This window comes from Desulfovibrio mangrovi (genome assembly GCF_026230175.1).
GTDB lineage: Bacteria > Desulfobacterota > Desulfovibrionia > Desulfovibrionales > Desulfovibrionaceae > Halodesulfovibrio > Halodesulfovibrio mangrovi.
This window is the reverse complement of record NZ_CP104208.1, coordinates 3,336,379-3,351,317: the sequence shown is the minus strand read 5'-3', so window position 1 is coordinate 3,351,317 and position 14,939 is coordinate 3,336,379. Positions and strand designations below refer to the sequence as shown.

The 14,939-nt window shown below is 56.0% G+C and carries 10 protein-coding genes and 1 tRNA gene; 3 read left to right on the top strand and 8 right to left on the bottom strand.

Annotated elements, in window-relative coordinates:
* Nucleotides 1-6 precede the first annotated feature (6 nt).
* The 3 genes from N1030_RS15005 to N1030_RS14995 are packed head-to-tail and all read right to left on the bottom strand — an operon-like array spanning nucleotide 7 to nucleotide 1,675.
* Nucleotides 7-312, bottom strand: coding sequence for a GIY-YIG nuclease family protein (locus N1030_RS15005; protein ID WP_265826313.1), 306 nt, complete (start codon nucleotides 310-312; stop codon nucleotides 7-9).
* A 49-nt stretch (nucleotides 313-361) separates the two neighbouring features.
* Nucleotides 362-1,084: a metal-dependent hydrolase gene (locus N1030_RS15000; RefSeq protein WP_265826311.1), complete on the bottom strand. Its 723-nt coding sequence runs from the start codon at nucleotides 1,082-1,084 to the stop codon at nucleotides 362-364.
* A 24-nt stretch (nucleotides 1,085-1,108) separates the two neighbouring features.
* Nucleotides 1,109-1,675: a UbiX family flavin prenyltransferase gene (locus N1030_RS14995; RefSeq protein WP_265826310.1), complete on the bottom strand. Its 567-nt coding sequence runs from the start codon at nucleotides 1,673-1,675 to the stop codon at nucleotides 1,109-1,111.
* Between the two features lie 490 nt (nucleotides 1,676-2,165).
* Here N1030_RS14995 and N1030_RS14990 point away from each other — a divergent pair.
* Nucleotides 2,166-2,242 (top strand) — tRNA-Arg (locus tag N1030_RS14990).
* A gap of 159 nt (nucleotides 2,243-2,401) precedes the next feature.
* On the opposite strand, the gene N1030_RS14985 is transcribed toward N1030_RS14990, so the two are convergent.
* Nucleotides 2,402-3,259 carry a class I SAM-dependent methyltransferase gene (locus N1030_RS14985; RefSeq protein ID WP_265826309.1) on the bottom strand — a complete coding sequence of 286 codons (858 nt, stop codon included), beginning with the start codon at nucleotides 3,257-3,259 and terminating at the stop codon, nucleotides 2,402-2,404.
* Nucleotides 3,260-3,963: 704 nt separating this feature from the next.
* On the opposite strand from N1030_RS14985, the gene N1030_RS14980 reads away from it, so the two are divergent.
* Together N1030_RS14980 and N1030_RS14975 are read left to right on the top strand one after the other, a co-directional pair.
* Complete coding sequence (locus N1030_RS14980; protein ID WP_265826308.1) at nucleotides 3,964-5,139, top strand: CDP-glycerol glycerophosphotransferase family protein; 1,176 nt, start codon at nucleotides 3,964-3,966, stop codon at nucleotides 5,137-5,139.
* A gap of 15 nt (nucleotides 5,140-5,154) precedes the next feature.
* Complete coding sequence (locus tag N1030_RS14975; RefSeq protein WP_265826307.1) at nucleotides 5,155-5,835, top strand: phosphocholine cytidylyltransferase family protein; 681 nt, start codon at nucleotides 5,155-5,157, stop codon at nucleotides 5,833-5,835.
* A 153-nt stretch (nucleotides 5,836-5,988) separates the two neighbouring features.
* Here N1030_RS14975 and N1030_RS14970 read toward each other — a convergent pair whose 3' ends face one another.
* The 4 genes from N1030_RS14970 to N1030_RS14955 all read right to left on the bottom strand — a co-directional run bounded on the left by N1030_RS14970 (nucleotide 5,989) and on the right by N1030_RS14955 (nucleotide 14,902).
* Nucleotides 5,989-8,577 carry a glycosyltransferase gene (locus tag N1030_RS14970; RefSeq protein WP_265826305.1) on the bottom strand — a complete coding sequence of 863 codons (2,589 nt, stop codon included), beginning with the start codon at nucleotides 8,575-8,577 and terminating at the stop codon, nucleotides 5,989-5,991.
* Nucleotides 8,578-8,764: 187 nt separating this feature from the next.
* Complete coding sequence (locus N1030_RS14965) at nucleotides 8,765-10,669, bottom strand: glycosyltransferase family A protein (protein ID WP_265826304.1); 1,905 nt, start codon at nucleotides 10,667-10,669, stop codon at nucleotides 8,765-8,767.
* Nucleotides 10,666-12,951 carry a methyltransferase domain-containing protein gene (locus tag N1030_RS14960; protein ID WP_265826303.1) on the bottom strand — a complete coding sequence of 762 codons (2,286 nt, stop codon included), beginning with the start codon at nucleotides 12,949-12,951 and terminating at the stop codon, nucleotides 10,666-10,668. Before N1030_RS14960 ends, N1030_RS14965 begins: the two co-directional genes overlap by 4 nt.
* A gap of 28 nt (nucleotides 12,952-12,979) precedes the next feature.
* Nucleotides 12,980-14,902: a class I SAM-dependent methyltransferase gene (locus N1030_RS14955; RefSeq protein ID WP_265826302.1), complete on the bottom strand. Its 1,923-nt coding sequence runs from the start codon at nucleotides 14,900-14,902 to the stop codon at nucleotides 12,980-12,982.
* Nucleotides 14,903-14,939: the final 37 nt, after the last annotated feature.

The following is a 14,939-nucleotide window of genomic DNA, read 5'->3' as shown; positions in this document are numbered from 1 at the left end:
TCTTCCTTATGCGATCTCGGCAGTCATTGGCAGCGCTGAGGACGAATCGGCTCCGGCATGCCGTGCCAGAAAGTCGATTTTTCGCCCGGAGGGCTGCTGTTTTACACGATACTCCATCCGTGAGGCGCTGCTCCGGTCCGGAAACAAGGCGCTGGCGACCAGTTTTACCGGCGTACGGGAGCGGGTGTATTTTGCTCCCTTGCCGCTATTGTGCTCGTCAAGGCGTCGTTCCAGATCGGTGGTTATGCCGCAATAGAGCGACATGTCGGCACAACGCACCAGATAGACAACCCAAGTTTTCTCATCCGCCATGTTTGTTCCGTTATTTCCGACTGCGCGTGATGCCAGACACGCACAGACCTTAGTCGCAGCCGCAGTCGCCTTCGGCAAGTTTTGAAAACGACAGCGTTTCGCCGGGAGTGATGTCGAACAGTCTGCACTCCGGCGCAAAATTCTTCAGGGCATCTCGGAAGGCGCTGGTTTTCTGCTCCAGCACGGGGAAGGTGCCCCAGTGCATAGGCACAACACCGCGACACTTGAGCAGCGAGCAGGCAAGGGCAGCCTGCCGCGCGTCCATGGTGAACACGCCGCCTATGGGCAGCAGGGCCAGATCGATCTCATACAGCCTGCCCCACAGTTCCATGCCCGAAAAGATGCCCGTGTCTCCGGCATGGTAGATGGTGAAACCGTCGTCCAGTGTGAGAATATAGCCCACGGGAGCGCCGGAATCGGAGGAATGGTATGCCTGCGTCATGGTCACGCCCACCTTGCCCACAGTCACGGTTCCGCCGATGTTGTAACCTATGCCGTTGATCACCTGCGATTGGGGAAGTCCCGCTGCAACGAGTTTTCCCGCCGTGCCAACGATGGCGCCGAGTCTGGCGCCTGTGGCCTTGCAGATATCCACAGCCTGCCCCACATGGTCACCATGGTCGTGGGTAACGAACACGGCATCGGGATTGGCAATGCCGTCCCACGGGGTGCCTGCGCTCGGATTGCCGGTAAAGAACGGATCGATGACAATATTCGCGCTGGGTGTGGCGATCTGGAAATTTGAGTGTCCGTGCCAAGTCAGAGTATGCATGCGTCCTCCTGATCTCGTTGCGTGCTATTCAAGCCCTTCCCATCGTTTGACGAGGGAATGCGGAATGCCAAGATGGTCGAGAATGCGTCCGGCGAGATGATTGAGGAGATCCTGAATGGTGGCCGGATTGGAATAGAAGCCGGGCATGGGCGGCATGATCAGCGCGCCAGCCTCGTCCGCCGCGAGCATGTTGCGCAGGTGCACACGGCTCAAAGGCGTTTCACGGGGAACAAGAATGAGGGGGCGGCGTTCCTTGAGCGTCACGTCCGCGGCACGGTGCAGGAGGTTGGACCCGAGGCCGTTGGCCACGGCGGCAAGCGTCGCCATGGAACAGGGACAGATGACCATGCCGTCATGCTGCCAGGAACCGCTTGCGGGAGCGGCACCGAATTCCTGCGGCGCATAGGAATAATCAGCCAGTCCAATGAGGGTTGCTGCATCCATACCGGATTCAAGCCGAAGCACCTCACGCGCGGCATCGGAAACAATGATGTGCGTTTCCACATCCTGCGCCCACGACAGGGCCTTGAGAAGCGTCACCGCCAGCGGCATTCCGCTGGCACCCGTTACGCCCACGACTATGCGTTTCATACGTCCCCGGTTCCCGGACAGTGCTTCTGCGGCTAACATGTGCCCATACCGCAACTGCCCGTGGAAATAGAAAAAAGATGCCACACGCCACGCAAGGACCCTGTTTCAACAGCCTGCGTATCCCCTTTGCCGTGCCGTGCGATGCGGCGCTTTTAACAGAATTGTTTACAAAGCGCCAGAACCTCCATGCATGAAGACAAAATTTTTTACAATTTTAACAATTCTGCAAACACATCATTCAGCCATGTCTCCATATTTCAGTACATATACTGACAACCCCCTGAAGAACATGATAGGTTGTCTCATTGAAGGCACGCCCACATACAGAGAAAGGCGCTGAGAGGGGAAGACGGCTGGTCATTATTCAGCACAGGGAACACTGCAACCGGCCCCCGCTCCACCAGATCAGACGGCCGCAATGCCCGCCATTCCCAGCGCATTGATTTGCCTTGACAACGCATGGCGTGCCGCTTACTACAACTTTCCCCATGGGCTATTAGCTCAGTTGGATAGAGCGTTGGCCTCCGGAGCCAAAGGCCGCAGGTTCGACTCCTGCATAGCCCGCCATGGAAAACAAAGGACTTATGCCCGAAAGGCATAAGTCCTTTTTTCGCATTTCAAAGCATCCCCCCACGCGCCCTTACAGGTCTGCCCCCCCATCCCCTTCTGGAAGAACAAAGGGCAGCACCATCTTCTGCCCCATTCTGCCACAACCGAAGACTGCGGCTACTTTTTCCGCATCCAAAAAATACTCCCTACGGGAGGCCGTCCGTTCAGATTAGGAAGCTCCTGCAGCGGGCTTAAAGCCTGACTCAAATCAGGCGTGGTGGAAACATAGTATGACGGCAACAGAATCTCGAACGCCCCTGATCCGAAAAGCAAAGAGCACGCCAGAAGATACTGTTCACTGTAGTACCTGCTTTCCCACCCGGGAGGGTAGTCCATGGGCAGACATATATCGTGGATACCAACATAGCACCCTGCAGGAAGAGCAGGAAGCACTTCCAGAAAGAACACCGTAACATCGGAATTCTGTAAGGCCCGATGGCTACAGTCAACAAAAACGACATCCCCTTCACCAACTTGATTGAAGAATGAGAGGTCCAGCGTTTCAAGCGAAAAACGCAACGCACGGTGACAAAGGCCGTCAACCTCACTTCTTGGCTGTGGATCAATGGAAAATATCTGCGTAGAGAGCTTGTGGTCAGAAATGGCCTTTGCCGCAAACTTGGTAGAATTTCCCGACCCCACTTCAATGAACCTTTTGGGGGCATGCACAGCTAGTGCCGTATATATGCTCATTCCATCCAAAATAGGCAGCCAAGGCTGATTCCAGCGAGGCTCGGGGGAATCTTCTGGCGCATCAAAAGGTATAGCGGAAAAACAGTCCCTCATGGATACAATATCCTTGAGGAAAGGGGTGTATGAATCGCGGTTTGTAGCAAATAGCTGATCGAGAAACGGGTGAGGGGGCTTGCCATGGCCCCAGCGAGCTGCTGGCCGGATGGGATAAGGATCATCAACCAAAAGCAATGCGCCCCGTTCCTGCAATGCCGCAATACGCTCTATGGGGACACTCTTCATACATTTCTCCGGTCTGTTAAATTAACATTACAGCGTACTCTGACATGGGCGACAACACTGGGTGCAAAATTCCCAACGCGCAAGCACCATGTTGCCATCAACATCACAAACGATCACGTTTGCGTCATCACGCTGTCATACGCCCACCTTCTAACTTAGCTCTTAATGCATTAAGGACAGACAATGCATTTTTGCAAATACCATCAGAAGATATGGGGGAGAATACATGATCTACCCATAGCATCTTCCCCAAAAACAAGACGGTACAATTACAAACCATCAAGACTTTACTAAATACAAGGCTGCGGGGAGCATACGTTATTTTGGCTCTCCGTCCTCCAGACGAAAACATTTGCAAAGATTGTGCCTGGTTAAAACCGAGCTGAAGGAAGACGAAAATACATCACCAAATTGAAAACAAGTGCTTTCGGTGCATAAATGGAGGCCTTGCCGTCAAAACAGCCTCCCCAACGTGCCGTCAAAAAAATGAACCGCACCACTTCTGAGCCCCTGCAAATCCCCTCACAGCCATAGTACAGAGAAGCACGCCCCACTAAGGACTAGCGCAACCATGCGTCCCCTCTTCCTTTTTCTCCTTTTTAAACTGCATATGCCTTACGCCTTGCAGTTGGCATCCAATTTGAATACCCCAGTACAAGTCAGAAAACAGTTCCCATTCATTTTACGACTGGACAATGCCTGCAATGGAACAACACGAAATTACCAGACTGAAGGAAGTGGTGGCTTCCATCCCCAAGCAGAAGAATCTTGCGATCTTCTTTGGCCGGGCTGGCGGCTCGTTCATCGACAACGTCAAATACTTCTTCCTGCACTGCGTTCAGCACCAGCCCCAGTTGGAATGCTACTTTATTTCCTTTGATAAAAAGGAAGCTGCCTCCCTACACGCGCAAGGGTTGCCCGCCGTTTGGGTGAATGAACCGGAAGCGCCCGCGCTCATGGCCAAAGCAGGCCTTGTCATATGTGACGATTTCAGTTGGAAGAATCAGGAATTTCTCTGGGCGCTCACGGAGCAGGCCGTATCCATTCAGCTGTGGCACGGCATACCGCTGAAGGCCATCGGGTTCCCGGAAATCGAATCCACGGTGAACATGAATCCCGCCAAGGCAGCGCACCTTACCTTTTCCTATTCAGGATACGATACGGTCGTTTCCACATCGCCCTTTTTTACCGAAAACGCCTTTGCACGGGCATTCAAGGCCGATGCGTTCGTTGAATCCGGCTACCCCCGCAATGATGTGCTGCACAGACGCCCTTCCAAGCTTGATATGATCAACACCGACAGCAACCTGTACGGTGAGCTGGTCCGCTTCCGCAAACAGGGCGGCAAGACAGTGTTCTACATGCCCACATTCAGGGACAATGGCGGCGGTCCGTTTGAGGACGGCGCAATAGACATCATGCGGCTTTCGCATTTCTGCCAGCAACACAACGTTGCCTTCCTGTGCAAGTTCCACCCGTACATTCCCGTCAAAACCGGAACGCTGCCACCCAATGTCATCATGGTTTCACCGCAAAGCGACGCATACCCCCTGCTCCCTCTCTGCGACGCCTTGATCACCGACTACTCTTCCATCTACTTCGACTTCCTGCATGTTGACAGGCCAATAATCTTCTATGCGTATGACCTTGCCAAGTACATGGCGGTAAACAGGGAGCTGCTGTTCGACTTTGACACAATGACCCCTGGACACAAGGCAACGACCCAGGATGAACTGTACAGCGCAATTGAAAACATCGTAGTAAACAACAACGATTCCTTTGCAAATGACCGAAATAAGCTGAAAGAATTGTCGTTCAGCAACATTGATGGAAATTCTGCAAAGAGGCTGGCGGAACACATCATTTCCACATACCTTTAACAATGGATGTGCACCATGAAAGCAGTCATTCTTGCAGCAGGAATTGGCAGCAGGCTCAGCAGGCCCTTTCCGAAATCACTCTCTGTACTGCCTTACGGGGAAACCATTCTGGGCAGGCAGATACGCATCCTCAAGGAACTGGGAATACACGAGATAGTTATCGTTGTAGGCTTCAAGATGACGTTGATCATGGAGCACTTTCCCGAAGTATACTACAAGTACAATCCCAACTATTACCTGACCAACACGTCCAAAAGCCTGCTCTGCGCCATTGAGAATCTGGATGACGACATTCTCTGGATGAACGGAGACGTAGTTTTCGACAAGGTCATCCTGAAAGAGGTGCTTGGAGCCACCGCACACAACCTCATCTGCGTGGACACCAAGAAGTGCGGAGAGGAAGAGGTGAAATACACCCTGAACGATCAGGGCTTCATATCCGCCATCTCCAAACAGGTGGAGGATGCCGCAGGCGAAGCCGTAGGCATCAACTTCATTCGCAAAGATGACCTGCCGCGTTTTGTGGAAGGCCTGCGTACGTGTGAAGAAAACGATTATTTCGAAAAAGGCATGGAGATCATCATAGCCGACAATATCAAGTTCCGGCCCGTCGACATCTCGATGCACAAATGCATTGAAGTGGATTTTGAAGAAGATTGGGTATCTGCCCAGAACAGCTTCAGAACTGCAGGGTAATCAGGAGCAGCCCCCCCTTCCGGTCTTTCCGGCATGTGCCTGTCTGGCAGGCGGTGCCGGATTGTGCCGTTTTTGCAACCCTGAACGGCATGTTCCGTTGGAGGCCGATTCAGGCCGCGGCAAGGGCTTGCTCCGGTCTTCGCCGGTCTCCCGCTAGCCGCGCCCCGACTCCGGCAGCAGCCGCCGCACCAGCTCTGCCTGCTGCACCCGCAAGACTTCGGGCATTGCACTTCCCGCAACGGGAACGCCCTTGAGCAATGCATCAAAAACAGGCGCAACGGAGTCCCACCGGAAACAGCGCTCCCAGTGTTCCCTACCGTTCCTTCCCAGCTCCCGTGCCAAATCGGGCTGCTCCAACAGGCGTTGCACTGCCTGCGGGAAGGAATCCAGCTCGGTTATGATGCCTCCGCCCTCATCGTACACGGCATTGCACTGCGGCGTGGCTATCCACGGCACAGACAACGCCATGGCCTCCAGAACAACCAGCGGCCCTGCACTTTCCCCCAGAGAGGGCACCAGCAGCATGTCGGCATCCCTGATAAGGGCCGTGGCCTGCCGGGGCGGCAGGGGGCCAAGAATGCGAATACGCGGATCACTGTCGGCTATTGCCCAGCATTCTTCAAAATAGCGCGATTCCCTCTCCCAGGGCAACGCAGCCCCGGCCAACACCAGACGCCAGTTCCGGGCAACATCCAGCGGTTCTGCGGCAAACCGCTTCACCAACTCCAGCTGATTCTTCACCGGCCAGAAATTTCCCACACACGCGAGCAGGGGCGACCCGGACGGCACCTCCAGCAATGTACGCATATCCCGGGTATCAGGATCGGGGTTCACGGCGTGGGGAATGAACACATGTGGCACGCCCAGCTCTGCGAACAGCCGCCTGTCGTATCCCTGTTCCGAAACAGCCACGCACATGCCAGCGGCTCGCAACGTCCCCGCAATGGTATCCATCACGCCCATGCCCTTCCAATGCTCGATATTGTCGGAATTGATGCTCGGCATCATGATGATGCGCGGGTGCGGAGAAGGCAGGTCGCGGAGCAGATGGCACGTCCAGTTGTCCGGATGGGCTAGCACGATAATGGCATCGTACCCCCCTTTGCAGACCAAGGTACGATATTTTTCCGTATCGGGCCCCATGTGGGAATCGGTAAACTTTCCGTGGCACCGGAAGGAGTGAATCGGCATGCCCAGCCGGGTGGATGCACTGCGGTTTTCCAACCATCTGCACGCCACTTCCACATGGTAGCCGAGTTGTTGCAACTGCAGCCCGAGCTCTTCAATCAAAAGCTCAGTGCCCCCCACCGAAGGCCAGAAGAAATTGCAGGCCAGCAGTACCTTCTGTCCGGCAAAAGCCCCCGCATCTGTTGCGCCATCGCCTGACTCGCCTTCGAAAGGAACAGGCTCGGCAGTCGCATTCTCCGCCTCGATCGGCGGTGCTTCCGGACAGTAATGCCGAATGGCATCAGAGGCACATACGCCAATCGTGTCATGGTAAAAACGGATGAACAGCATGGCCGGATACAACCGGGCAGCACAAAACTGCATGCTTTTGCCCTGAGCCACATCCTCCAGAACCTGCAGAGCCAGCTTCTCCACCTCGTCAATAAGCAGCAGCAACTCCCGGGTTCGCATGTGCCAGAGAGACCGGCACACCGCGAGCATGGCCGCATAATTCTCACGCCGCAGATAGGGTGCCGGATTATCATCCGGAACCGGACGAACATGCTCCGTTCTGGCCAGAACCTCGTGCAGTTGTCCCATACGCCGTACCAGACGCGGCGGCAAATTGCGCCAAAAGGCTATATCGTGCGCCCCAAGCCGGGCATAGTGCGGACGTTCACCGTGCTTTGCAAACATCCAGACCGCTCCGCCGCCACGGACATAGGCCGTGCGGGCAAGCCCCTCAACCCCCACGTCATGCACATGCGTGGAACGGCTGTCTTCACGATACAGCACGGGAACGGACGAGGCTTCCAGACGCTTGCCGAGTTCCATGTCCTCCGCTCCCCACAGATTTCCGGCAATCTCTTCATCGAACAACCCTACCTGAATGAGAGAACGGCGGGGCGTGCTGATGTTGCAGGAATAATACGAGCGGTGCCCGTGCAGCCCGTTATGCGCAAAGGTGGGATACCGGAACAGCAGATCGCCATGCTCCAGCGCGTATCCCCACAGCGTTTCCGTAAAGGGAGGGCCGAAGCTGAATCCACCGAGAATAGAGACAGACTTGTCCGGCAGAGCGCTGTGCAACATGCTGTGCAGCTGCAGCACATGAGGCTCGATCATGGCATCGTCGTTGAGAAAATGAACAAACTCACCACGGGCGACCCGGATTCCGGCATTGCGCGCCTTCGCAGGCCCCCCTCGTCGGGGCTGGATGATGGAACGAAAGGCAAAGGGAGGACGATATTCCGCCAGAAATTCTGCAGTGCCGTCGGTGGAAGCATCATCCACCACCACCACTTCGAAGTCCGCATGCGGCATGGTCTGCTCTTCAAGGCACCGCAGACACTGCTTGAGAATATCCAGCCTGTTGCAGGTGGGAATGATGACGGAATACCCCGGAGAACGCAGCGAAAGTACCGCTTGCTGCATCTTCAGAGCTTCGGGGTGCTGCGGAGCAAAGGTAAGAGCCTTTGCGACAAGAGTCTCCGCCATGCGCAGATCTTTTTGCGCCAACAGCCGGGCCGCCTCGCGGGCCATGGCCTCCGCCTTGATATCATCCATGTCGCTCATTCCGCTCACCATGATTCGAGATTAGGCACTATGTAACTTCCGTGGTGGAAAACAGGGGGGCGCCGCAACTGACAATGCAAAGAATTGTAGCCCGCGTGCATGCACAAGGCAAATGGCAATACGAGGAAAACAGTCCCAACGGGTTACCGTCCTTCCTCTCTTCAACGCAGGAGAGCCCCGCTACGGTCTACAGCACGTTGAGCGGAACCAGCCGACGCTGATCCAGATCGGGCAAGCCCCTCAGGAGTTGTGCCAGTTCCGGCCTGCGGGCAAGAACTTCCGTGGCATTGGCAAGCGCCACGCTCTTCCTGCCCAGCCTGAGGTTGAGCAGGCAAAGACGGAAATGAGGCTGCCATTGAGGATACGGAGCAAGCGCCGCAGCCTGTAAATATTCCCCCACAGCCTCGGCCAGCCGACCGGCTCCTTCGTGCACCAGCCCCTGCCAGAAGTGGGGCATGGGCGCTTCCGGGTACTTTGTGTAAATGCCCGCAATGCGCTCCTTCGTTTCCTTATCCATGCCCGCCACCACGGAATGATCCGCCAGCAGCACGGGCACTGTAAACAAGGCCGGTTGCAACGTCCTGAGGCAGGCCTTCACCACATCCCAACGCTTCATCATGTTCGTATACATGGAGCCTTCCGGATGCGTACGATACAGGAACATGGGCTCCTCCACTCTGTACGGCCTGATGCCGAATGCGGAGCAGGAAAGCCAGAAGAGCCAATCTTCCGCTCCCCATGGCATGCTCGGTTCATAGCCTCCGGCCTGCTCCCACAGTTCGCGGCGGTACAATGAGGCATAGGGAAACGTATTGCGCTGCATCAGCTCGGAGAGCGAGTAGTCCCGGGGAATCCACTGCCCGTCAAGAACACCGAACTCCTGCATGTTCGCAAAGACCAGATTGATCTCGGGACGGGTCGTAATCGCCTGCACGGCTCTGTGAAGAAACCCTTCCGCAAAACAGTCGTCGCAATCCAGGGGCAGAATCCACTGTCCCGAGGCTCGCTGAATACCGGCATTTCTGGCAGAGGCGAGTCCGCCGTTTTCCTTGTCCACCACCTGAATGCGGAGGGCCGGATACTGTTCGGCAAGCTGCCTGCCCACAGCAGAGGAATCGTCCTGACTGCCGTCGTTGACGATGATGATTTCTACCGGCTCATACTGCTGCGCGGCGATGCTCTTCACGGCTTCCGGAAGAAATGTGGCGCCGTTATACACGGGGATGATCACAGAAATGAACGGCAATGCCGATCCATCCCCCGCGTCCTGAATCGGTGTCACCTTCCGGAGGCGCAACGGCATTTCGAAATGTGCGGCATTGGGTTGCGCGTCCCCATACAGGGCCACATCAACAACCTGCCCCTGTTCAAACATCTCCGCCAGCGCATTCGCATCCACGGAATCCGCCGCAACCCTGTTCTCGTAAATGCTCTGCACCCGGTTGAGCGGATTGCAGAAAGTGACCGACTGCTCGAAGAACAGCAGCCACCCGAACTGTTCCACCAAGCTAGTTCGCCTGGAAAGGCCAGCTTCCAGCAGGTTGGGATTCGAGAACGGCATATCGTGAAGGAGCGCAAGGATGTGCCCGGACCGGTATACGGAACTGGAAACTTCCAGCGGGTAGCCGAAATCAAAGTCAGCCCCCTTCCACCGGCACCGCAGAACCTTTTTGTCCAATGCCTCATGAAGAGGCATTGTCTGGGGAGCATCCTGTGTGTGGCAGTACGTGGTATTCCGGCCAAGACGAAGGGAAAAACCTAGCGCCTCGGGCTGGGCTTCCAGAAAGCCCAACACCTCTTGCAGGGAAAAATCCCGATAGAAGATATTGTCGTCCACCAGAAAGAGAACGAAGGGCGTCTCGGCAATCAACCGCAGGAGCTGCAGACGGAAATCGACTTCCGCCACAAAATCCACACGGGGGAACAGCCTCCGCAGCAGAGCATACTGCTTTTCATGACGGGCATCCGATGCCTTGTACAAAACCCGGATAAGCAACGAATCCGGCTCGACACAGCGCATAAGCAGAGAGTCCAGAGTGGCCCGAAGCTGCAGCGCCCTGTCCTTGCTGAAAATAATCGCCTGAGTCCTCACGATTTGACCCCTTCAACAAAGTAGCCCACCGTGAAGTCCTCCAGCATATATCGGTCGTCCATGGCGTAGAGGTATCGGGGCAGCTTTTCGCGGAACAGGGTCCTCAACTCGTCTCCGGCACCATCAAGCAGTTCCGGTTTCTTATCGAATATCCACGAAACTCGCGCGCATTCCTGCGCCAGATGCCGGAAAAAGCCCCCGTTGGAACGGAGCTCGTTAATGCGGACCCCGAACGAAGGCAGGAACTTTTCATAAAAGTGCCGCGTAAAACCGCCGTAATAGTGGAAAGGCTCCTGATGCAGCCCCGAACCCAGAGGTGCGGTAAGCAACAACCTACCGCCGGGCCTGAGCAGGCGAACCATTTCCCTGAGTGCGGCTACCGGATCCGGCACGTGTTCCAGCACTTCCGTGCAGAGCACCACATCAAACGAGGCATCGGGCGCAGGGATCTGGGTTATATCGCCCACAAGATCAATGTTGCCGTATGACGTGCCGCCCCCGAGCTTTTCACCGTGATAGCCCTTGAAGTCGTGGGCAACATATTCGCAATGGTTGAACAGCGGCCGATACGGACAGGTTCCGGCACCGACATCCAGCACCCTGCTGCCTGCACGGATCGCGGAGGCCTTGGCGGCCATCCAGTGATCACGTTCCCGCTGGTTGAAGTCGTGAATGGCTTCCAGAGGCAGGTCAGACTGCACCGGGAATGCCACTTCGGCAGCAGGAGGCGCTGCCTCAGTCGCAGGATGTACAGGCTGATATGCCAGAAACACGCGCAACTGCCGTTTCCAAACTTCGTATGTGGGAATCTCGGAAGGAGCCACGGTGCTCAGCCAGAGCAGTTCCTCCGCGGCCTGCAACAACTGCTCTGTCGGGATATCGGCAACCTTTGTCCCAACTGCAGTGACATTGGCCAGATGCGGCGGTTTCTGCCACGTCTGGGTGCGTATTTCCGGATCGCCGAAGCCCATGTGACTATAGGTGACGCGGAACCTTTCCGGGAACCAGTGATCGATGTGATAGGCCCATGTCTCCGTCTGGTCACCGGCAAGATGACGTACCGCAGCAGTCTTTTCCTTGAAGGGTACGGCAGACAGCAGCGTCTGGGCGCTTCCGGCAAGGTCGGGAGTTTCGATATGCAGCCTGCCGCCGACCTTGAGCCAGCGGTGCCAACGTATCAGAAGCCCCAGCGCCTCCACTCGATTGAAGTGCTCGAAAACATGATGAAGACGGATTTCATCCAGACTGTTGTCCGGGAAATGCAGCGTCTTGATGTCGGCAAAAATATCCGCCTTGGGGCGCATTACCGCATGATGTGCCGGGGGGTAGTCTATGTTGACATACCCGCCCAGATGGTTCTCCCCGCATCCGAGATGCAACCGCAACGGCTCACCCGGGGTATGCAGGCCCGCCTGCTTCAATGCCCAGAGAGCATCATCGCCGACACCGATTGCGGGGCCGCCGCTTGCAGACCGCTTGAGTGCGACGATATTGCCCTGAGGCAGCAGGGGATCAGCCTCCAACTTGCCGGCGGAAAGACGCTTCACCCGAGTTACGTCGTAATATGTGGGAGTCCAGATGCGACGATATGTGGCGATATCTGTCTCGGCAAGATCGTTGCTGGACTTCTTGAGCTCGTCATGGACGTTGTCGTGCAGAACATGCGCTTCAGTACACGGCACGATTGGATACCCCGCCTTGAGCATACGCAAACAGACATCCCCGTCAGCACAATAGAATTTGTACTCGTCGGAAAAGCCCCCCACGTGCCTGACCAATGCGGTATTGAGAAAGCCGTAGTTGATGAGCACCTGATCTCCCAACGTCAGGTCCACACCGAAGTCAGCCCATTCCTGCTGGTGGGCATGAACATTGCGATAGGCCATGGCCACACCGCCAGCCAGCCCCGCCCGCTGTTTCAAGGCACGAAACGCGAGAGCTATGGAGCCGGGATAAAAGACGATATCGTCCGATGCATACATGAACCACGGGGCTGAAGTCTGCCCCAACAGAAAACGCATCATGGCTGGCCAGGTCGGTCGTCCGGGAGGAAAATGTTCGCTCTGGTCATACACAACCACCTGAGGAAAACGCCGCTTCAAATCGGACGCCTTGTCACCCGGATCAGCATACAGCACCCTCGCCTCCCATGGAATTCCGCCAGCGGCGGCTTCCACTGAGTCAAGCATTCTGACGAGCATGTCGTGCCGGTCCTTGGTGGGAAGAAACAAGGAAAACACAGGGGCATCCGCAGAAGATATCTCAGGAGAAAGAATTGTCATATTTCCTCGGCTTTATGTTTGGAGACAGCTAGCGCATGCGCACGGCAAAGGCTACCCCGTACCCCAGCTCCGTGTATTCAAACCCGCTCATTTCCGGTCGGGAGAGGACGACATCGCGCCAGACCTGCCCCAGTTCCGGGTGCGCAGGATGTGCTATGTCGTCAAAGACCACTGCCCCGCCGATCCTCAGGTGCGGCAACACATCTTCCAAATCCTGAACGGCCCCTTCGGGACTGTGGTCGCCGTCCACCGTGATGAGATCAAAGCTTGCAGCAGGATTCTGCGCAAAGTAGGCAGGCAGCGTCTCGTGCGAGTTGCCGTCCACAAATTCGAGCGAACCAGCATGCCCCAGCGCCTGCATTTGTGCGCGCACGAAATCCGGCCCGGGGTTTTCCATTCCGGCGTAATCGGCAAGCCACATATCAAAGGCCGTTACATGAACCTGCGGCTGCTGGGAAACAACCATTGCCATGCTGCGTCCTTGGCGCACCCCGATCTCAAGATAACGGGTGACGCCGAGCAGACCGGACAAGGTATAAAGCACCGTGCAGATATCCGCATAACGCCACCGCTGCCCGAAACGACGCATGCCGCTGGACATGAACCCGCGCAGATAGCGCAGATAATCGTCATCCTTGAGCTTTTTTAGGATATCCAACGTACTCTGATAGGTTTCGGTCTCAAAAAGCGGAGCTGACAGGGTGGAGGCGCCAGCCAACGGGGGGGCATACCACTGCACCCCTTTGACCTTGTAGCTGTTTCTGCCAGTCAGGTCTGAGGTTGCCGATACGCTGCCGTCTGTCACACGGACGGGAGCAGCGGGAGTGGCGGATTGTTTCCGGAGATTGTTCGTATCCATAGCGAGCCTGACCATATTTGAGATTTCCAGACCGAAGAGCCGTCTGGTCTGATAGGCGGCATGCAATGCCTGTTCCTCTACCGGAGTATCCGCTGTGGGCAGCATTGCCGGAAGCTTGTCGGCAAGAACCCTCGCCAGAGACTCTGCATTGCCGGCCTCGAACGGTGCCCCACCGGCAATATTCTGTTCCAGATGAACCGGAATATCAGAATACACCACGCTTTTGCCAAGCAGGCGGCAGTCTTCAATGACAGTGCTCCACCCTTCAAATAGTGAGGGCTGTATTACGCCTGATGCGCCGCGCAGCAACTGAATCTGGTCAGAGCGGGGAATCAGGCCGAGAATGGTTACCTGTCCGGCAAGATCGTGCTCTGCCAGAAAACGAGTAAGGGAATCAAAGTAGTCCGGATGTCTGGCGTCCTCGGCAGATCCGGTACAGACAAGCTGCGGGCGAATTCCCCGGTCGCGCAACAAGGCAAGCGCGTTGAAAAGCGTCTTGTGATCCTTGTGTACCCAGAACTGATTGCAACACATCAGGTAGTCGCCCGATATGCCGTATGTTGCTTTCACTGCCGCGGCATCGCCCTGCAGCCAGTCCGGCTCCGGCGAGGTTGCGAAGCGCAGAACATGCGTCGGACATTTGACATCAAAGAATCGTCGAAAGTCGTTCAACGCAGCCTGACTGCTGAGCACGACCATTTCGTCGCCCTTCGCAAGCTTTGCAAAAAACGTATTGCGCCAATCAAGATCCTCTTTCGAGAACAGGTGCGGCAGGTGGCAATGCTGAAAATCCGGTATCCAATGAACCCGGGCGATCCCTTCGGGTGCCTTGCCTTTGCCGGGAAACGGATAGAGGACGTCTATGTCGTCCATCTTTACCGACGGATCAAACACGCGGATGTCATCGGCTAACGGAAGAATATTCCTGTACTGGGCAAGATGATCCACCTGATCAGGGCTGACAAAGAATACCATGCCAAGGCCCTGTTCCTCTTGAACAGAGGCAACGGCCAGCGCCAGATTCTTCAGATAATTCGGCCCGCCCTGCCAACCATCGCTTCCCCACTGAATGACTAATCCGAGACTGGCCACAGCCCTCTCCTTTTGCCTGTGCTTCCGTTACAATGCA